Origin of the sequence: Thermus sediminis (genome assembly GCF_003426945.1) — a bacterium.
GTDB classification, from domain to species: domain Bacteria; phylum Deinococcota; class Deinococci; order Deinococcales; family Thermaceae; genus Thermus; species Thermus sediminis.
The window spans coordinates 152,318-168,886 of sequence record NZ_QURO01000004.1; the positions used below are offsets into that span (position 1 = coordinate 152,318).

Sequence of the window (16,569 nt, forward strand, 5' to 3'; positions counted from 1 at the left end):
GCTAGTTCCTCTCCAGCTCGTAGGTCAGGGTGAGGGTTCCCCCTGCGGGAAGGGCGGGGAAGGTGTCCCCGGGCCAGAGCTCCAGCCAGTAGTAGAGGTGGAGCGTGGCCGTGGCGTTCCGGTCCACGCTGGCCAGCCCCCGCCCGTCCGGCACCGCGTCCAGGAGGGTCGGGGAGGTCACGTGACTGGTGGCCCTTCCCGAGGCCACCTGGACGAGCACGTAGAGCCTTGCCCTCCAGTCCACGGGTAGCGAGCCGGACACCCCCGTCACCCGGAGGCACCAGTCGTCCCTCGCCCCGCAGACCCCGCCCCGCCTCCCCCTTCGGTTGGGCGTGGTGACGGTGCAGGCCAGCCGATGCCCGCTTCCCCCCACCGCCTCGGTGGGCAGGAAGCGCATGGGGCCGTTCCCTCCCAGGAGCAGGAGGTAGGAGGCCAGGTTGGCCACGTAGTAGGGCTGGCCCCCCACGGTGAGGGTAAGGGGAGGCCCCGGGGCGGAGAAGTCGTAGCGGAGGTCCACCGCATCGCAGTTCACGGTCTGCCCCCAGGCCAAGGGGAGGAAAAGGAAAAGGGCTAGGGCACGGCCCATAGGCCCTCCGCCGCATAGCGCCCGTAGGCACTCTCCAAGATCAGGACCACCCGGTACCGGCCCGGGGGAAGGGGCTCTTCCGGTTCCAGGGAGAGCTCCCGGTATCCCCCGGGGAAGACGGGGAGCTCGGCCAGGGGGAGGCGGGCCACCTCCCTCCCCTCCCCGTCAAAGACCCGGGCCTCCCCCGTGAGGCGCTCTAGGACGTTCCCCGGGTTCTCCAGGAGGAGGGGGAGGGCCTTTCCCTCTCCCCCCACCCGGGCCCGGAGGGCGGGGCGCTCCGTTCCCCTTAGGGTGAGGTAGACGGTGAGGCCCAGGGAAGGGCTGGCGCTCAGCCGAAGGCCTCCTAAGGTGGTGGGCCTAGGCCCCGCAGTAAAGACCACCAGGCAGGCCAGGGTGCCCTCGGCCCCCGGCGGGGCCTTCAGGCTGAGGCGCACCTCGGCGGTCCCCCTGGGGGGCAGGGTGAAGGCGGTGGGGACCACGGTGAGGTGGGGGCAGAGGTTCCGCTCAGGGCTTTCCACCACGTCCCCCCTGGGGGTGAGGGTGAAGGACCTTAGGCTCACGCTCAGGGGCTCCTCCCGGTCCAGGCCGTTCGTCACCCGGACCACCTGGGTCGTTTCCCCTCCGGGGGGCAGGCTGAGCTCCAGCCGAGGGGGGAGAGGGCGAGGTCCGCCTGGGCCAGGGCCAGGGCCAGAAGGGGACCTACGAGGGCGAAGGGGCGCTTCATGGTTCCTCCCTTTTCAAGGGTAGGGGCCGCTTCCAACTCTTTTTGGAAGCGGCCTTAGGGGATCCCGGCGATCTAGGGCGAGGTGAGGAGAAGGTTGATGGTGATCCTCTCGTTGATGTCGCTAAGTGGGATGTCGTCGCTGATGTCCATGGTGAAGAGGTAGTAGAGCCTGTAGACGCTCCTGCCCTGGCCGCCAGAGTTGGCGTTGATGAGGGTTATACCGCTGGAGAGGGCGGTGGGCACCCCGGTCCACGAGCCCCCCTTGCCGCTCACCTTCTCGGCGAAGACCAGGACCCGGCTGTTCCCCAGGGTGAGGTTGCCCGTAATGGAGTCGATCTTCACCGTCCATTGGGCCCGGTTGGAGCGGATGGTGAGGGTGCCGTAGTCGGCCCCGCCCGTGCCCTCCACCAAGGTGGGGGCGAAGATTTGGGTGCCGGTTCCAGCGTCCAGGAAGGCGTCGTAGGCGGCCTGGGAAGCCTTGGTGTGGCTAGTGCCATTCACCGTCACCGTTTCGCTTCCCGTGAGGCCGGTGTCGCTGAAGTCAAACTTGTAGTTCCTGGCATCCAGGCTGAGCTGGAGAACGGAAGGGATGATCACGGTGACGGTGTGGTCGTCCGTGGTCTGCGTGGTCTGCGCCAGGCTCAGACCTGCCAAAAGGACTGTGAGGCCAACTAGCTTCCTCTTCATATCTGCACCTCCTGAGGGGCCGGCTTGCCACTCGGCCTGTGGCGCCCATCTTGGGCCCGAGGGTTCCTCGCCTCCCCAAGTGCCCATACTTCCCGGGTCCTGTGAAAGCTGTGTGAAAAGCCCCAAGGAGCGTTGGTCCCCAAGGGGGGCGTTTGCTGCGGAAGGCCTGGACCCTCTGAACGCAGGCCCTTTGGGGCTAGCCTGGCCCAGGCCCTGCCTCAGGGCGAGCGGCGGGCTTCTGAGGAGGGCTTCCTCGGGGCCGCGGGAGGGCCTTACCGCCTGGGCCCATGGCCGATGCCTTACTCTAGGCCTTCGGCCGCTTCAGGGGGGGCCTGGGCGCCCGGGAAAGGGCCCACTCTATGGACCGACCTCCTGCTGGACTTCTGGGAGAAACGGCTTGCTGGTTCTCCTCCACACCTGGGCCTTGCGTTTCGGGGAGGGCTAGAGAGGCTTGGGCCCTCCTGTAGCCTTGCTCCCGGCCAAAAGGTTTCTCAGACGGGCTCAATCCGCCCCCGGGCCTCCTTGGGCGTTCTCGCCCCGATGGCGAAGAGGGCGGTGCGAAGCTCCTGGAGGTAGCCTTTGATCCAGGCCGCAGCCGCTTCCGGGCCCTCGAGGGCAGGCTTCAGGAGGGGCCTGGCCACGGCCACCAGGTCCGCCCCCAGGGCCAGGGCCTTGGCCGCCGCCGTGCCCGTGTACACCCCCCCGGAGGCGATGAGGGGGGTCTCGGGGAGGACCTCCCGCACTTCCAGGATGGCCCGGGCCGCGGGGATGCCGATCTCGCAGAGCTCGGCGTGGCGCACCTCTCCGTAGCGCACCCACTCCTCTACCCGGGCCCAGCTGGTCCCTCCGGCCCCGGCCACGTCCACCGCCGCTAGGGGAAGCCCTTTTAGGGCCAAGGCCGCCTCCCGCCCTAGGCCGTGGCCCACCTCTTTCAGGATCACGGGGAAGGGGAGGGGCAGGAGCCGGGCCAGGCGCTCCAAAAGCCCCCGGAAGTCCGTGTCCCCCTTCTGCACCGCCTCCTGGAGGGGGTTCGTGTGGAGGGCCAGGGCGTCCGCCTCCAACATCTCCACGAGCCTAAGGAGGTCCTCCCGTCCGTAGCGCCTGAGCTGGGCCAGACCCAGTTTGGCGATGAGGAGGACCCTGGGGGCCACCCGGCGCACCTGGAAGCTCCTTAGGGCCTTGGGGCGCTCCAGGACCACCCGGCCTGAGCCCAGCATCATCCCCACCCCCAGGGCCTCCGCCGCCTCGGCCAGGGCCAGGTTGATCCTCTCCCCATTTTCCTCCCCCCCGGTCATGGCCCCGATGAGGAAGGGGGCCTATAGGGTCCTGCCCAGGAAGGGGGTGGTGAGGTCCACCTGGGAGAGGGAAAGCCCTGCCAGAGCCTGGTAGCGGAGGCGGAAGCCCTCCAGGCCTGTGGTGGTCCTCTGGAAGGCCACCTCCCCGTGGAGGCAGGCCTCGAGGTGTTTCCTTTTCCTCTCCAGCGTGCTCAAGCCCTGGCCTCCAGGAGCCCCCTAGGGGCCCTTTCCAGGCCCAGGTCGTGGGCGATGAGCCTGGCCGTCATCTTGCCCGACATCATCACGCTGGGAAGCCCTGCCCCCGGCTGGTAGCTCTGCCCCACCAGGTAGAGGCCCTTCACGTCCTCGGAGCGATTGTGGGGCCTAAAGGAGGCCGTCTGCCAGAGGACGGGCTCGGGGCCGAAGGCGTTCCCCAGGTGGCTGTTCAGGGTCCACTGGAAGTAGTCCGGGGTGACGAAGTGGGTGTAGACCAGCCGGTCCATGAGGCCCGGGAGGAAGCCCGCCTCGTCCAGGTAGCGAAGGGCCTTCTCCAGGTACTCGGGGCCGATCCTCCTCCAGTCCAGACCGCTCCCGTTGTGGGGCACGGGCACCAGGGTGTAGGCGGCGTGGTGGCCTGGGGGGGCCAGGGAGGGGTCGGTGAGGGTGGGGAGGTGGAGGTAGTGGGCGAAGTCCTCGGGGAGGACCTTCCGTCCAAAAATGTCCCTAAGAAGCCCCTCGTAGCGAGGGGAGAGGAGGACGTTGTGGTGCTTAAGCCTCTCCCCCTCGTCCCCCCGGGCCCGGAAGCCGAAGTAGGCCACGAAGAGGCTCATGGAAAGCCGGGTGCGCCTGAGGCGGAGGTCGCTGTGCCAGAAGCGGTCCTCCGGGGAGAGGAGTTCCCCGTAGGTGTGGACGTAGTCCGCGTTGGAGACCACCAGGTCCGCCTCAATCTTTTCCCCGTCCTCAAGAGCTACCCCCACGGCCCGCCTACCCCGGGTGAGGATGCGGCGCACGGGGGCGTTGAAGCGGATCCTCCCCCCAAGCTCCTCTAGCTTCCGCACCAGGCCCCGGATGAGGGCCCCCGTCCCCCCCATGGCGAAGTGGACCCCCCAGTTCCGCTCCACGAAGTGGATCATGGCGTAGAGGGCGGGGACGCTTAGGGGGTTTCCCCCGATCAGAAGGGACTCAAAGGAGAAGACCTGGCGCATCTTGGGGTTTTGGAAGTAGCGGGAGACTACGGAGAAGAGGGGCCTCACGGCGTCCAGGCGGAGGAGGTCCGGGGCCACCTTGAGGAGGTCCAGCAGGCTTCCAAAGTGGGTGAAGCCCAGCTCCAAGAAGCCCTTCTGGAAGAGGGCCTTGGCGTGGGCCTCAAAGCGGTGGTAGCCCTCCACGTCCTCCGGGGCCAGGCGGCGGATCTCGGAGAGGAGGTGGTCCCGATCGTTGTTGTAGTCAAAGTGGGTGCCGTCGGGGAAGTGGATGCGGTAGAAGGGGTCCAGGGGGACGATCCTCACGTACCTTTCCGTATGGCGGAGGCCCTCCTCCTGGGGGAAGTCGGGGTAGAGCCTGGGGTCGCCGGGCCTCGTGGCGAAGAGGTCCTCTATGAAGGGGGGGACGGTGATCACCGTGGGCCCCATGTCAAAGGTGAAGCCCTGGGCCTGGTGGACAAAGGCCCGCCCCCCGGGGCCGGGAAGCTTCTCCAGGACCAGGACCTGGAGGCCCATGGCCGCAAGCCGAATGGCGGCGGAAAGCCCGCCCACCCCGCTGCCGATCACCACCGCGCGCATGGAAGGAGTCTACCAGGCCCCTCGGCCTTGGGAGATAGGCCTGGCCCACACAGGCCTTGGCGCCTCGGGGCCGAGGGGCCCATGGGGAACCCCGCCCGACGCCCGCTTCCCTGGGCCCGCCATGACCTGGACCGTGCCCGAAAAGGCCTCGAGGCCGGCCGCAGGGGCAGGGCCTAGACCCTCCTCCCCTTCCACGTCTTCCCCGGGAGGAGGGCCCTCCCGTAGGCGGGCAGGAGGAGGAGGGGGGCTATGGGGGTGAGGAGGGCGGGCCAAAGGGGGCCCCTCAGGGCCCACTGGACCAGGAGGCGTTCCAGGAGGCCCATGAGGGCCAGGTCCCACCGGCCGAAAAGCCAGGGGAGGGTGTAGAGGGAAAAGTGGTAGAAGGCCGAGCCCAAGAGGACGGCGGGGTTTTTCAGGTGAATCTCCAGAAAGTTCTTGGCGAAGCCGGATATCGCCCCGGCGTAGCTCCGGTACATGCGGACCCGGAAGAGGCCTTGCCCCAACCTGAGGCCGTAGCGCAAGGCCCGCCGCGCCAGGGCCACGTCCTCCAGAACCTCCCCCCGGATGGCCCGGTGCCCCCCCTGGGCGAAGTAGGCCTCCTTCCGGAAGGCCAGGACCTGGCCGTTGGCCACCCTGAGGGCCTCGAGGAGGGGGTGGGGCAGGAAGGAGAAGAGGCCGTTCATCACGAAGGCCACCGCCACCCCCTCCCGCCCCACCTCCTGCCGGGGCAGGGCGGAGACCAGGTCCTTCCCCTCGAGGGCCCTCAGGAGCCCCCCCAAAGCCCCCTCCTCCCAAAGGACGTCGGCGTCGGTGAAGACCAGGACCTCCCCCCGGGCCTCCAGGGCCAGCTGCCAGCAGGCCCAGTTCTTCCCCCGCCAGCCCTCGGGGAGGGGCTTCCCCCGGAGGAGGCGGAAGCCGGGGTGGCCCCCCGCCGCCTCCTGGGCCACCCTCGCGGTTTTGTCCTCGGACAGGTCGTCCAGGACCAGGACCTCGAGGGCCCCCTGCCGCAGGAGGGTGGGGAGGGTCTTTCTCAGGTTCTCCGCCTCGTTCCGGGCGGGGACCAGGATGGAGGCCCTGGGCCTCTCCGGCGTGGAGCCTGGGCCTAGGCTGGGGAAGTAGAGGAGGTTGTAAAGGAGGGCAAGCCACCTCAGGAGGAGGAAGAGGAAGACCCCGAAGAAGAGGTCAAACTCCCTCATGGCCGGAGGAGCCGCACCAGGGGCCGGACCCTTTCCTCTAGGCTTCGCCTGCCCCGGAGGATCTCAAGGAAGCCTTGGGGGACCTCCCGGGGATGGGTCCCCTTTAGCGCCTCGTCCAGTTCCAGAAGAAGCCCCCTCAAAGCCCCCTCCAGGTCCCCTTCCGGAGGAAGGGGCTCGCCCACCAGGAGAAAGGCATCGGGGTGCTGGTAGCCCCGGAGGGCCACCCGGGAGGCCACGGGGAGAAGGGGCACCCCAGCCTTGGCGGCCAACCAGCCTGCTCCCCGCCTCAGAGGGCGGAGAGGTCCGGGGTAGCCCATGGTCCCTTCGGGGAAGAGGGCCACCCACTCGCCCCTTTGGAGGCGCCTTAGGGCCTCCCGCACCCTTCCCGCCTCGAGGGCCCCCGATAGCTTCAGGACGGGGAAGGCCCTCAGGTTCTCCTCCGATACCAGGAGGCTAATGGGCTTCCCCCGGCGCCGCGCCAGAAGCCACACCAGGTGCCCGTCGTAGAAGCTGTGGTGGTTCATGGCCAGGACCAGGGGTCCCTCCGGGGTTTCTCCCTTCAGGTACACCCCTCGGAGGCCTTCCTTGAGGCTCAGGAGGAGGAGGGCCTCCACTACCCCTCGCAGAAGCCTCCCCAGGGGCCTTTCCTTGATGGCATCCCAACGGTCGGCCACGGGGGCTACCTTATGCGCCTCAGGGCCTCGGGGTGCCAGGCCAGGAGGAGGCCTTGGACCACCGCCAGGTTGGTGAAGAGGAAGAAGGTCATCTCCTCCAGGGGGAGCCCGGCCACCCCCAGGCCCAGGGTGTACTCCTCCGAGATCCACCAGATCCCCTCGCGGGTGATGGCCCAGAAGTCCGCGAACCAGAGGTAAAGCGTGGGGAGGGCCACCCCTAGGAGGAAGGGCCGCCACCAGGCCAGGAGAAGGTCCCCCCCGAAGGCCCACTGCAGGACGAAAACGGGGGCGAAGTAGGCCACGATGAGGCCCATGTAGAGGTACTCCCCCCCAAGGGCCAGGAGCATGACTCCTAGGGCGGTGACCAGGAGCCAAAAGGCCCCCCCTACCACCCGGGCTAGACCGGGGCCCCTTGGGGGAGGCGTCCCTGCGATGCGGAGAAGGAAAGCCCCGGTTAAGAGGGGCTGGAGGAGGAAGAAGAGGTACTCCTCCAAGGGCACGTAGCCGATCCTCAGGAGAACCCGGCCCTCTGGGTAGCCCCAGACCTCCCGGTAGACCAGGTAGTTGTCCCAGGGGGTGGTGTAGAGGAGGGCGATGAGGGGCATGAGGAGGTAGGCCCAAAGCCTTGGGGGCTTGGGCCTGGCCCAAAGGAGGAGGAGAAGGAGGGGAGGGAGGATGAAGACCAGGTGGAACTCCAGGTAGGTCATGCCTGCACCTCCAGGGGCCTGGGGACCGCCCAAAGCCCCCCTTCCGGCCGCAGGGTCACCTGGGCCAAGACCCGGGGGAAGGGGAGGGGGTCTAGGTGGAAGCGGCGGAAAAAGGCCCGTAGGACGATGGGCCCCTCCAGGAGGGCGAAGTCTCGGCCCAGGCAGAGCCTCTGCCCCAGGCCGAAGGGGAAGTACCGGCCAGAAGGGGTTCCCTTTTCCGTGAGGAAGCGGTCCGGGAGGAAGGCCTCTCCATCGGGGAAGTAAAGCCTTTGGGTCACGTAGGGAGACAGGACCAGTGTGGTGCCAGGGGGGAGGGTGGTCCCGTCCAGGGGGAAGGGGCCTTCCGCCTTGCGGGTGAGAATCCAGGCCGGGGGAAAGAGCCTCAAGGCCTCCTGGAAGACCTGCAGGGCGGCTTCCTCCTCTTCCGCCACCCGTTCTTGCCACTCCGGGTGGTGGGAGAGGAGGAGGAGGGACCAGGTGAGGGCGCTGGCCACGGTCTCGTGCCCCGCCACCAGGAGGGTCACAGCCTCGGCGAGGGCCCGTTCCCGGGAAAGCTGGGAGAGGGGGGGGTGTTGGATCAGGCCCTCCGCCTCCCGGTAGAGGGCGGCCTTGGCCCTCTGGAAGGTGGCTTCCTGAAAGGGGTTGAGCATGGCGAGGGGGGAGCGGGTGCAGGCGATGATGCGGTCCAGGGCCTCCAGGGAAAGCTCCGCAAGCTTTGGGGAGAGGGGCTCCCCAAAGAGGGCCCGGCCCAGAAGCCTTAGGGAGAGGGCTAGCATCTCGTGGTCCAAATCCCGCCTTTCCCCCCGCCAGGGGGCGAAGAAGGCCTCGGCCTCTGCCTCCATGAGGGGGCGGTATTCCCGAACGGCCTTGGGCAGGAAGGGGTCCTTGAGGGCTTTGCGGGCCTCCTTCCAGCTCCTTCCCCAGTCCGTGAGGAGGCCTTTTCCCGTGAGGCGGGCAAGGCCCTGGTACTGGAAGGTGGCCTTGGTGAGGCCCTCGGCCAGCAGGACCTTTTCCACCCCCTCGGGGTCAAAGACCAGGGCCAGGGGGAGGCCAGGGAGGGGGAGGAGGAGGCGGGGGTGGGCCCGGCCCCACTCCAGGAGGACGGAGAGCGGGTCCTCCTGGAGGCGCTTTAGGTGGGGCAGGGCTTCCTTCAGGGCCAGGCGTTCCATGGGCTGAGGATACCCCATCGGCCCACCGGGGGACAAAACCCTGTGGGGCCATCGCCGGGGCTAGGGCGGCGAGGTCTGGCAGGAGGGAGCAAAGAAGGGGGAGCCCGCCCTGCTGCGGCGGAAGGGGCTCAAGTTCGTTCGGGGATTGCATGCTGCGGGCATGGGCTCGGGCCCCTGGCAGGGTCAAGGGGGGGTTCCCGCTACTTTGGCAGGGCTTTGGCCAGGGCCAGGTAGCGCCTGCGGGCCTCCTCCAGATCCACCACGGGGTCCTGGGGCAGGTAGGAGGGGTACTCCGGGGCGAAGCGCCTGAGCCAGGTTCCCTCTGGGTCGTGGCGCTCGCCCTGGGCCACCAGGTTGAAGACCCGGAAGTAGGGGGCGGCGTCCACCCCCAGGCCCCCCGCCCACTGCCAGCCCTGGAGGTTCACCGCCCGGTCCCCGTCCAGGAGGAGGTGGCGGAAGGCCTCCTCTGCCCTCCTCCAGGGGAGGAGGAGGTGCTTCACGGCGAACTGGGCCACGGCCATGCGGGCCCGGTTGGAGAGGAAGCCGGTGGCGTGGAGCTCCCGCATGGCGGCGTCCACCAGGGGCACGCCGGTCCTCCCCAGGTACCAGGCTTGGAAGAGTTCCTCGTCCTCCTTCCAGGGCAGGGCCTCAAACCGCTCGTCCAGGGCCCTTTCGGCCATATGGGGGAAGTGGTAGAGGAGGTGGTAGGAGAAGTCCCGCCAGAGGAGCTCGGAAACCCACTTCCTCGCCCCCTCGCTGCCCCGCTTCAGGGCCTCCCAGGCGGCCTCCCGGGGAGAGAGGACCCCTAGGGCGAAGTAGGGGGAGAGCCTCGAGCCCCCTTCCCCGTCCAGGCGGTCCCGCTCCAGGTGGTAGCGGGAAAGCCTCTCCTCCAAAAAGGCCCAGAGCCTCCTCCTAGCCGCCTCCTCCCCGGGTTCGGGTAGGGGGAGGCCGGGGTCCTCCCGGGGGATCTCCCCCTCCTCGGGGCCCCTGGGCAGGGCCTCGGGGGCGGGGAGGGGGGGGTCTAGGCCTTGGAAGTTTCGGCTAAAGGGGGTGTAGACCCGGTAGGCCCGGGGGAGGTCCGGGAGGATCAGGTGGGGGGCGGGGAGGAGGTGAAGGGGAACGGGAAGGGCCTCCCGGGTCCGCTCATCCCGGTACTGGCCGTAAGGCGTGTAACTCCTTAGGGCGTAGACCGCCTTGGCCCTAAGCCCCCTTGCCGCCTCCGGTACCTTTTCCCAGGGGAGGCCCTGGAGGACCCAAAGGGCCCCGCCCCGCTCCCGGTAGGCCTCCCGCAGGGCCCGGACGTTCTCCAGGAACCAGGCCCGCCGCCTGGGGGAGGTCTTTAGGTTGTTGGGGTCCAGGACCACCAGGCCCACCAGGGGCCCCTGGGCCAGGGCCTCGAGGAGGGCGGGGTGGTCCCTCAGGCGGAGGTCGCCGCGGTGCCAGACCAGGTTCATGGCCGGGCGGCGAGGAGGGCCCTGGGGAGAAGTTTTATCCTCTCCCAAGCTCTGAGGTGGGCCCGGTGGCGCAGATTGTCGTAGCCCAGGAGGCGGAGCTTGTCCAGGATGCCCTGGTACTGGAGGGCGGCCAGGGCGATGGCTGCCTGGCCCACTTTGAGAAGCCGCAACCCCTCCAGGCCCTCCCGGTAGAAGGCCCGGGCCTTCCCCTCCAGGTAGGCCATGAGGGCCCGGTACCCTGGGGTAACCCGGCCCTCCAGGAGGTCCTCGAGGCGAACCCCGTAGGCCTCCAGGAGGTCTTGGGGGAGGTAGAGCCGGTCCCGCCCCAGATCCTCGCCCACGTCCCTGAGGATGTTGGTGAGCTGCATGGCCTGGCCCAGGAGGATGGCCTTCGCCTCGGCCTCCTTGCCCCCCCCGGCGATGGGGGCCATCATCCGGCCCACGGTGCCCGCCACCTGGTAGCAGTAGGTGAGGAGTTCACCTTCCGTCTTCAGGCGCACAGGACCCAGATCCGTGAGGAACCCCTCCTTCATATGCAAAAAGGCGTCAAAGGGGATGGGCCAGCGCTCCAAGGCCCAGGCGAGGCCCTTTTCCCACGTCTCCTTGGGCCTTCCCCCGTAGGCCCGCTCCACCCCTTCCCACCAGGCCTCCAGGGCCTCCATTCCTCCGCCTTCCCCATCCACGGCCTCGTCTCCCAGGCGGCAGGCGGCGTAGACCGCCCAGGCTCCCTTGCGGGCCTCGGCGGGAAAGAGGAGGCTTCCCAGATAGAAGGTGGTGGAGTGGACCTGGATGGTCCGGGATAGCTCTTTCCAGTCGGGTTCCATAGCTACCTCAAAGTTTAGACTACCTTACTCCTAAGGAAAGGATTTTTGCTTCGCTCACACTGGGCTTCGTACACGAGCTTGACAAAACCTGGACACACCCTTATCCTAGGGGTATGACCCGCCCTGGGGTGTACACCATCGCTGAGGTGGAGGCCATGACCGGCCTCTCCAGCGAGGTCCTAAGGCAGTGGGAGCGCCGCTACGGCTTCCCCCGACCCGAGCGCACCCCCGGGGGGCACCGCCTTTACCGCAAGGAGGAGGTGGAGGCCCTAAGGACCATCCGCCGCTGGCTGGAGGAGGGGGCTACCCCCCAGGCAGCCATCCGCCGCTACCTGGCCCAGCAGGTGGCCCCTGAGGGCCTCGAGGCCGAGCTCTACGGGGCCCTCCTGCGAGCGGAACTAGGGGAGGCCGAGGCCCTCTTCCGCCGGGGCCTGCGGCTTCTGGGGCCGGAAGGGGCCTTGGAGCGCCTCCTGGTGCCGGTGCTGAGGCGGATTGGGGAGGCCTGGCATCGGGGCGAGGTGGGGGTAGGGGAGGAGCACCTGGCCACCACCTTTCTCCGGGCCCGGCTCCAGGAGCTCCTGGACCTGGCGGGCCTCCCCCCCGGACCCCCCATCCTGGTGACCACGCCCCCTGGGGAGCGGCACGAGCTTGGGGCCATGCTGGCCGCCTACACCCTGAGGCGGCGGGGGCTTCCCGCCCTCTACCTGGGCCCGGACACCCCCCTCTCCGACCTGAGGAACCTGGCGGCCCGCCTAGGGGTCCGTGCCGTGGTCCTCTCCGCCCTGCTTTCCGAGAACCTGAGGGCCCTTCCCGAGGGGGCCCTGGCCCACCTCGCCCCTAGGGTCTACCTAGGGGGGCAGGGGGTCTCGCCGGAGGAGGCCAGGCGGCTTGGCGCCCGGTATCTGGACCATCTCGAGGCCCTGGCCGAGGAGCTTTTGAACCTGAGAAACGGGGAGAAGGAGGGAGTATGAAGAAGTTCGCCCGCAAGGAAACCATCTACCTGAGAGGGGAGAGTGCCCACACCCTTTACCGCCTGGAGGAGGGCCTGGTGCGCATCGTGGAGCTCCTGCCCGACGGCCGCCTCATCACCCTGCGCCACGTCCTGCCCGGGGACTACTTCGGGGAGGAGGCCCTGGAGGGCAAGCGCTACCGCTACACCGCCGAGGCCATGACGGATGTTCTGGTCCAGGGCTTTGACCCCAGGGCCATGAACCACGAGGCCCTCCATGCGGTGGCCCGGAACCTAGCCCGGCAGATGCGCCGGGTCCACGCCTACGAGACCCACCTGCAGATGGGGGAGCTCAGGGCCCGCACCGCCCGCTACCTCCTCTTCCTGGCCGATACCCCAGCCTCCTTCCGGGACGAGAAAGGGCTTTACGTGACCGCCTCCCACGAGGAGATCGCCGACGCCACCGCCTCCACCCGGGAGTCCGTCTCCAAGATCCTTTCGGACATGCGCCAACAGGGCCTCATCGCCACCGCCTACCGCAAGGTCTACCTCCTGGACCTGAAGGCCTTAGAGGAGGAGGCGGAAGGCGTTTTGGAGGCCGCCTAGGGTGCGGGTCCTGGTGGTGGGGGGCACGGGGTTCGTGGGCCAGGCCCTGGTGTCCCTCCTCCTAAAGAGGGGCCACACCCCCTTGGTCCTTTCCCGAAGGTCTCGGGAGCTCCCTCCAGGGGCGGTCTGGCTTCAGGGGGACCTTACCCGGGAGATCCCAGACCTTAGGAATGTGGAGGCCGCCATCTACCTGGCGGGCATTATTCGGGAGGGACCCCAGACCTTCCAGGCAGTCCACGTGGAAGGGGTGAGGAACCTCTTGGAGGGGATGCGCAGGGCCGGGGTGCGCCGCCTCCTCCACATGTCGGCCCTGGGGGCAAGAAAGGGGACGGGAAGCCGCTACTATGACACCAAGGCGGAAGGGGAAGAGGTGGTGCGGCATAGCGGCCTCTCCTGGACCATCTTCCGCCCTAGCCTCATCTTCGGCCCTGGGGACGAGTTCTTTGGCAAAGTCCTGAGGGAGCTTGTCTGCAGCCCCTTGCCCTTCGTTCCCCTGATCGGGGACGGGCGCTTCCCCTTTCGCCCGGTCTACGTGGGGGACGTGGCCCTAGCCTTCGTGGAGGCCCTGGAGAAGGGGATCACGGGGTCCCATGACCTGGTGGGGCCCGAGGAGTACACCTTTCGGGAACTCCTGGAAAGGGTGATGGCGGTGGTGGGGCGGAGGAAGCCCTTTTTGCCCATCCCCCTTCTCTTCATGGATCTAGCGGTACCCCTCCTAAGCCCCTTGCCCTTCGCCCCTATCACCAAGGACCAGTACGTGATGCTCAAAGGGGGGAACACCGCTCCCCTACCCGAGGGGCTAGAGGACCTTATCCCGCGCCTCACCCCCCTGGAGGAGGTCCTGCCGGGCTACCTCCGGTGCTAGGCCTTCGTTCTCCAGTCGGCAAACGGGGCGGAGGCGGACCCCCAAGGCGGTGCCCAGGAGGGCGAAGAGGCCCCAAAGGGGCCCGTGGAGGCTGAAGGAGGCCGTTCCCCCCAGGTAGGCCCCGATGTTGCACCCCCCCGCCAGCCGGGCCCCGTAGCCCATGAGCACCCCGCCCAGGAAGACCCCCAGGTGGGTGCTCCAGGGGATTCGCCGCAGATCCCTAAAGCGCAGGGCCCCGCCCAAGGCGGCCCCCAGGAAGGCCCCTAGGAAGAGGCCGAAGTTGGTAACGCTGGTGGCGTCCTTGAGGACGCTCTCCTGAAGCCTTTGGGCGAAGCCAGGGTTGTGGAAAAGGGCCCAGCCCAAAACGGGAACCCCCAAGGCCTCGGCCAGCTTCCCCCCCCAGAGGGCGAAGGCCGCCGTAACCCCCCAGGGCCGGCCCTGGAGGAGGAGAAGGAGAAGGCTCCCCAGGGCCAGGACCGCGGCCCCGCCCACCAGGCTCCAGGGGCCGAAGAGGGGGTGGGTGGCCTCCCGCCTTAGGAGGGGCTCCACCCGCCCCCGGCGCCTCCTTTCCACCCAGCTCACCCCCAGGTAGAGGGCGGCGATGAGGCCAAGCCAGAGGAGAAGGCCCAGGTAGGGGGAGGGGAACCAGTCGAGGGCGCTCCCTGGGGCAAAGGCGGGAAGGCCCTGCCAGAAGGGGAGGTGGTAGACCCCAAGGAGGGAGCCCACCATGAAACCCAGGAGGACGAGAATCCCCCGGGTGTCCCCGCTTCCCGTGTGGTAGAGGGTGCCGGAGGCGCACCCGTCCCCCAGCTGCATCCCTATCCCGAAGAGGAAGGCCCCCAGCAGGAGGGCTATCCCCAGGGGCACCACGAAGCCCTGGACCGCTTGGCCAAAGGCCTCTCCCTCCTTGAGGAAGGGGAAGAAGAGGAGGGCAGCGAGGGCGAAGAGGAGGAAGTGGGCCCTTAAGAGGCGGCTTTCCCCCGTGAGGAGGAAGCGGCGGAACCCGGAGGCGAAGCCAAACTTGGCGTGGAAGAGGGCCAGGCCCAGGAGAACCGCCACCCAGAAGGCCAGGACGAGCCGGGTTCCGGAGGCCTGATAGACCAAAAGGGAAAGCCCCGAGGAGATGGCTACGAAGAGGAGAAGGGGCAGGGGTTGGGACCGCGCCTTTCGCTCCATGCCCCTATGGTACCTATGAGTACATAAAAGTCAAGGGTATTTTCGCAGGTGGCGGCGGCCCCTAGGACTGAGTTCGCACCCCCTTCCCTATCCTCTGGCGCCGGGGCCCCGTTTTCGCTTCCCCTCTTTCCGTCCGTCCTCTCCGCTAGGAAGCCCATGCCAAACCATCCCCTAGGGGCGTTCCCGAGGCCCCTCTTTTCCCCCGGGGGGAGGAAGTCCTTCGCCTTCTGGCCCAGGGGCTCTCCCACGAGGAGGTGGCCGAGAGGCTGGGGATTTCCAAGAAGACCGTGGCCACCCGCAAGGGCTGGATTTAGAAGGATTTACCTGCGCCCAAGCGGGCGTAGAAGGCGTGGGTGAGGGCGATGGCCAAGGCGTCCGCCAGATGGCTGGGCTTGGGGGTTTCCTCGAGGCCCAGGAGGCTTCGCACCATGAGGGCCACCTCCTCTTTGGTCGCGTGGCCGTGCCCCGCCAGGGCCTGCTTGACCTGCATGGGCCCGTAGGCGTAAACGGGCACCCCCAGTTCGTAGGCCGCTACCAGCACTGCCCCTAGGGCCCAACCCACCTTGTAGGCCAGCTCGTTCTGCCGGTAGAAGTACTGCTCCTCCACCGCCAAGGCCTCGGGATGAAAGGCGAGAAGGGCCTCCCTCACCCGGGCGTGGATCCGGCCCACCCGCTCCTGAGGCCTTTCCTTGTGGGAGGTCCTGACTACCTCCCCGCAGAGGAGGCGAGCCTTTAGGGTTCCCCTCCCTTCCGCCCTGTTTACCTCCACCACCCCGAGGCCCAGGTGGGTGATGCCAGGGTCAATCCCCAAGACGATCACCGGTATAGCGGTTTTTAGTTCCCCCTCTTGGGAGGGAAGTCCCCGTCCCCGTAACGGATAAAAGCGGGGATTTCGAAGTTGTAGGCGTCCGCATGGGCGGGGAAGTCCAGGGCCCGGGCCGGCCTGGGCACCACGGTGCTCTCCCCAAACCCGGCGGCGATCAGGATGACCCGAAGCTCGTCCTGGGCGCGGTCGTCGTAGGTGACCCCGTAGAGGATGTCCACGTCCTCGTGGCCTGTGGCCTCCCGCACCCTCTCCACCACCTCGGCCGCCTCCATGAGGGAGAGGTCCTCGGAACCCACCACGTTGAGGAGGAGGCGCTTGGCCCCTTCGATGGAGCGTTCCAGAAGGGGACTCGTGGTGGCGGTCTTGGCCGCCTCCTCCACCCGGTTCTCCCCGCGCCCGGCGCCGATGCCCATGAGCACCTGGCCTGCCCCCTCCAGGAGAGCCTTGACGTCGGCGAAGTCCACGTTGATGAGGCCCGGCAGGTTGATGACGTCGGTGATGCCCTTCACCCCATGGTAGAGGACCCGGTCGGCGATCAGGAAGGCATCCTTGAGGCTCATCTTCTTGTCCACGGCGGAGAGAAGGCGGTCGTTCTGCACCACCACCATGGCGTCCACCCGCTCCTTCAGGCGCCGGATACCCTCCTCCGCCGCCTTGAGGCGCTTGGGACCCTCAAAGCTAAAGGGGCGGGTCACCACGGCCACGGCCAGGGCCCCCAGGCGCTTGGCGATATCGGCCACGATGGGGGCGCTTCCTGTGCCCGTGCCGCCCCCCATCCCGGCGGTGATGAAGACCAGGTCCCCTCCCTCCAGGGCTTCGGCGATGAGGTCCTCGGCCTCGAGGGCCGCTTTTTCCCCGATCTCGGGGTTGGCCCCTGCCCCCAGGCCCCGGGTGAGCCGCTCCCCCAGCTGGATGCGGATGTCCGCCAGGCTTTTCGCCAACACCTGGGCGTCGGTGTTGGCGGCGATGAACTCCACCCCGTTTAGGCCTGCCTCGATCATACGGTTCACTGCGTTGTTCCCTGCGCCACCCAGCCCGACGACCTTGATGACTGCTCCTTCCATGACCCCC

At 68.2% G+C, this 16,569-nt stretch carries 17 protein-coding genes and 2 pseudogenes; 4 read left to right on the plus strand and 15 right to left on the minus strand.

The window, feature by feature from the left end:
* Position 1 precedes the first annotated feature (1 nt).
* The 12 genes and pseudogenes from ATI37_RS01500 to ATI37_RS01550 all read right to left on the minus strand — a co-directional run bounded on the left by ATI37_RS01500 (position 2) and on the right by ATI37_RS01550 (position 11,076).
* Positions 2-586: a hypothetical protein gene (locus tag ATI37_RS01500; protein ID WP_117236795.1), complete on the minus strand. Its 585-nt coding sequence runs from the start codon at positions 584-586 to the stop codon at positions 2-4.
* Complete coding sequence (locus tag ATI37_RS01505) at positions 571-1,191, minus strand: hypothetical protein (protein WP_232822411.1); 621 nt, start codon at positions 1,189-1,191, stop codon at positions 571-573. The genes ATI37_RS01500 and ATI37_RS01505 overlap by 16 nt, the downstream gene beginning before the upstream one ends.
* Positions 1,179-1,310, minus strand: a complete 132-nt coding sequence (locus tag ATI37_RS12390) for a hypothetical protein (protein WP_269801863.1) — start codon at positions 1,308-1,310, stop codon at positions 1,179-1,181. The genes ATI37_RS01505 and ATI37_RS12390 overlap by 13 nt, the downstream gene beginning before the upstream one ends.
* Before the next feature lie 72 nt (positions 1,311-1,382).
* Positions 1,383-1,997 carry a hypothetical protein gene (locus ATI37_RS01510; protein ID WP_117236796.1) on the minus strand — a complete coding sequence of 205 codons (615 nt, stop codon included), beginning with the start codon at positions 1,995-1,997 and terminating at the stop codon, positions 1,383-1,385.
* A 491-nt stretch (positions 1,998-2,488) separates the two neighbouring features.
* A pseudogene (fni, locus tag ATI37_RS01515) lies at positions 2,489-3,487 on the minus strand (type 2 isopentenyl-diphosphate Delta-isomerase).
* Complete coding sequence (crtI, locus tag ATI37_RS01520) at positions 3,484-5,052, minus strand: phytoene desaturase family protein (protein ID WP_117236797.1); 1,569 nt, start codon at positions 5,050-5,052, stop codon at positions 3,484-3,486. Before crtI ends, fni begins: the two are co-directional and overlap by 4 nt.
* Before the next feature lie 173 nt (positions 5,053-5,225).
* Positions 5,226-6,248, minus strand: a complete 1,023-nt coding sequence (locus tag ATI37_RS01525; RefSeq protein ID WP_117236798.1) for a glycosyltransferase — start codon at positions 6,246-6,248, stop codon at positions 5,226-5,228.
* Positions 6,245-6,922, minus strand: coding sequence for a lysophospholipid acyltransferase family protein (locus ATI37_RS01530; RefSeq protein ID WP_117236799.1), 678 nt, complete (start codon positions 6,920-6,922; stop codon positions 6,245-6,247). Before ATI37_RS01530 ends, ATI37_RS01525 begins: the two co-directional genes overlap by 4 nt.
* A gap of 5 nt (positions 6,923-6,927) precedes the next feature.
* A complete protein-coding gene (locus tag ATI37_RS01535) occupies positions 6,928-7,629 on the minus strand; it encodes a lycopene cyclase domain-containing protein (RefSeq protein WP_117236800.1) in 702 nt (233 codons plus the stop codon).
* Positions 7,626-8,798, minus strand: coding sequence for a cytochrome P450 (locus tag ATI37_RS01540; protein ID WP_117236801.1), 1,173 nt, complete (start codon positions 8,796-8,798; stop codon positions 7,626-7,628). Before ATI37_RS01540 ends, ATI37_RS01535 begins: the two co-directional genes overlap by 4 nt.
* A 200-nt stretch (positions 8,799-8,998) precedes the next feature.
* Complete coding sequence (gene phr / locus ATI37_RS01545; protein ID WP_117236802.1) at positions 8,999-10,252, minus strand: deoxyribodipyrimidine photo-lyase; 1,254 nt, start codon at positions 10,250-10,252, stop codon at positions 8,999-9,001.
* Positions 10,249-11,076 (minus strand): phytoene/squalene synthase family protein, encoded by an 828-nt coding sequence (locus ATI37_RS01550; RefSeq protein ID WP_117236803.1) that lies wholly within the window; start codon positions 11,074-11,076, stop codon positions 10,249-10,251. Before ATI37_RS01550 ends, phr begins: the two co-directional genes overlap by 4 nt.
* A 113-nt stretch (positions 11,077-11,189) precedes the next feature.
* On the opposite strand from ATI37_RS01550, the gene carH reads away from it, so the two are divergent.
* Genes carH through ATI37_RS01565 form a run of 3 tightly spaced genes read left to right on the plus strand, consistent with a single transcriptional unit; the run spans position 11,190 to position 13,496 of the window.
* A complete protein-coding gene (gene carH / locus ATI37_RS01555; protein ID WP_117236804.1) occupies positions 11,190-12,047 on the plus strand; it encodes an HTH-type transcriptional repressor CarH in 858 nt (285 codons plus the stop codon).
* Positions 12,044-12,631 carry a transcriptional regulator LdrP gene (gene ldrP, locus ATI37_RS01560; RefSeq protein WP_117236805.1) on the plus strand — a complete coding sequence of 196 codons (588 nt, stop codon included), beginning with the start codon at positions 12,044-12,046 and terminating at the stop codon, positions 12,629-12,631. Before carH ends, ldrP begins: the two co-directional genes overlap by 4 nt.
* A 1-nt stretch (position 12,632) precedes the next feature.
* Entirely contained in the window at positions 12,633-13,496 is an 864-nt protein-coding gene (locus ATI37_RS01565) for a complex I NDUFA9 subunit family protein (RefSeq protein ID WP_117236806.1), read from the plus strand.
* On the opposite strand, the gene ATI37_RS01570 is transcribed toward ATI37_RS01565, so the two are convergent.
* Positions 13,431-14,672 (minus strand): YeeE/YedE family protein, encoded by a 1,242-nt coding sequence (locus ATI37_RS01570; RefSeq protein WP_117236807.1) that lies wholly within the window; start codon positions 14,670-14,672, stop codon positions 13,431-13,433. The genes ATI37_RS01565 and ATI37_RS01570 overlap by 66 nt on opposite strands.
* Before the next feature lie 185 nt (positions 14,673-14,857).
* Here ATI37_RS01570 and ATI37_RS01575 point away from each other — a divergent pair.
* Positions 14,858-14,962: pseudogene (locus ATI37_RS01575) on the plus strand (LuxR C-terminal-related transcriptional regulator); the annotation flags it as partial.
* 20 nt (positions 14,963-14,982) lie between these two features.
* Here ATI37_RS01575 and ATI37_RS01580 read toward each other — a convergent pair.
* A complete protein-coding gene (locus ATI37_RS01580; RefSeq protein WP_117236808.1) occupies positions 14,983-15,492 on the minus strand; it encodes a crossover junction endodeoxyribonuclease RuvC in 510 nt (169 codons plus the stop codon).
* A 14-nt stretch (positions 15,493-15,506) separates the two neighbouring features.
* Positions 15,507-16,562, minus strand: coding sequence for a cell division protein FtsZ (ftsZ, locus tag ATI37_RS01585; protein WP_117236809.1), 1,056 nt, complete (start codon positions 16,560-16,562; stop codon positions 15,507-15,509).
* Positions 16,563-16,569: the final 7 nt, after the last annotated feature.

Excerpts from the sequence above, each read along its gene's own strand:
- ATI37_RS01500 (WP_117236795.1), bottom strand. The coding sequence starts at position 586 with ATGGGCCGTGCCCTAGCCCTTTTCCTTTTCCTCCCCTTGGCCTGGGGG.
- ATI37_RS12390 (WP_269801863.1), bottom strand. The coding sequence starts at position 1,310 with ATGAAGCGCCCCTTCGCCCTCGTAGGTCCCCTTCTGGCCCTGGCCCTG.
- ATI37_RS01510 (WP_117236796.1), bottom strand. The coding sequence starts at position 1,997 with ATGAAGAGGAAGCTAGTTGGCCTCACAGTCCTTTTGGCAGGTCTGAGC.
- crtI (WP_117236797.1), bottom strand. The coding sequence starts at position 5,052 with ATGCGCGCGGTGGTGATCGGCAGCGGGGTGGGCGGGCTTTCCGCCGCC.
- ATI37_RS01525 (WP_117236798.1), bottom strand. The coding sequence starts at position 6,248 with ATGAGGGAGTTTGACCTCTTCTTCGGGGTCTTCCTCTTCCTCCTCCTG.
- ATI37_RS01535 (WP_117236800.1), bottom strand. The coding sequence starts at position 7,629 with ATGACCTACCTGGAGTTCCACCTGGTCTTCATCCTCCCTCCCCTCCTT.
- ATI37_RS01540 (WP_117236801.1), bottom strand. The coding sequence starts at position 8,798 with ATGGAACGCCTGGCCCTGAAGGAAGCCCTGCCCCACCTAAAGCGCCTC.
- phr (WP_117236802.1), bottom strand. The coding sequence starts at position 10,252 with ATGAACCTGGTCTGGCACCGCGGCGACCTCCGCCTGAGGGACCACCCC.
- ATI37_RS01550 (WP_117236803.1), bottom strand. The coding sequence starts at position 11,076 with ATGGAACCCGACTGGAAAGAGCTATCCCGGACCATCCAGGTCCACTCC.
- carH (WP_117236804.1), top strand. The coding sequence starts at position 11,190 with ATGACCCGCCCTGGGGTGTACACCATCGCTGAGGTGGAGGCCATGACC.
- ldrP (WP_117236805.1), top strand. The coding sequence starts at position 12,044 with ATGAAGAAGTTCGCCCGCAAGGAAACCATCTACCTGAGAGGGGAGAGT.
- ATI37_RS01570 (WP_117236807.1), bottom strand. The coding sequence starts at position 14,672 with ATGGAGCGAAAGGCGCGGTCCCAACCCCTGCCCCTTCTCCTCTTCGTA.
- ftsZ (WP_117236809.1), bottom strand. The coding sequence starts at position 16,562 with ATGGAAGGAGCAGTCATCAAGGTCGTCGGGCTGGGTGGCGCAGGGAAC.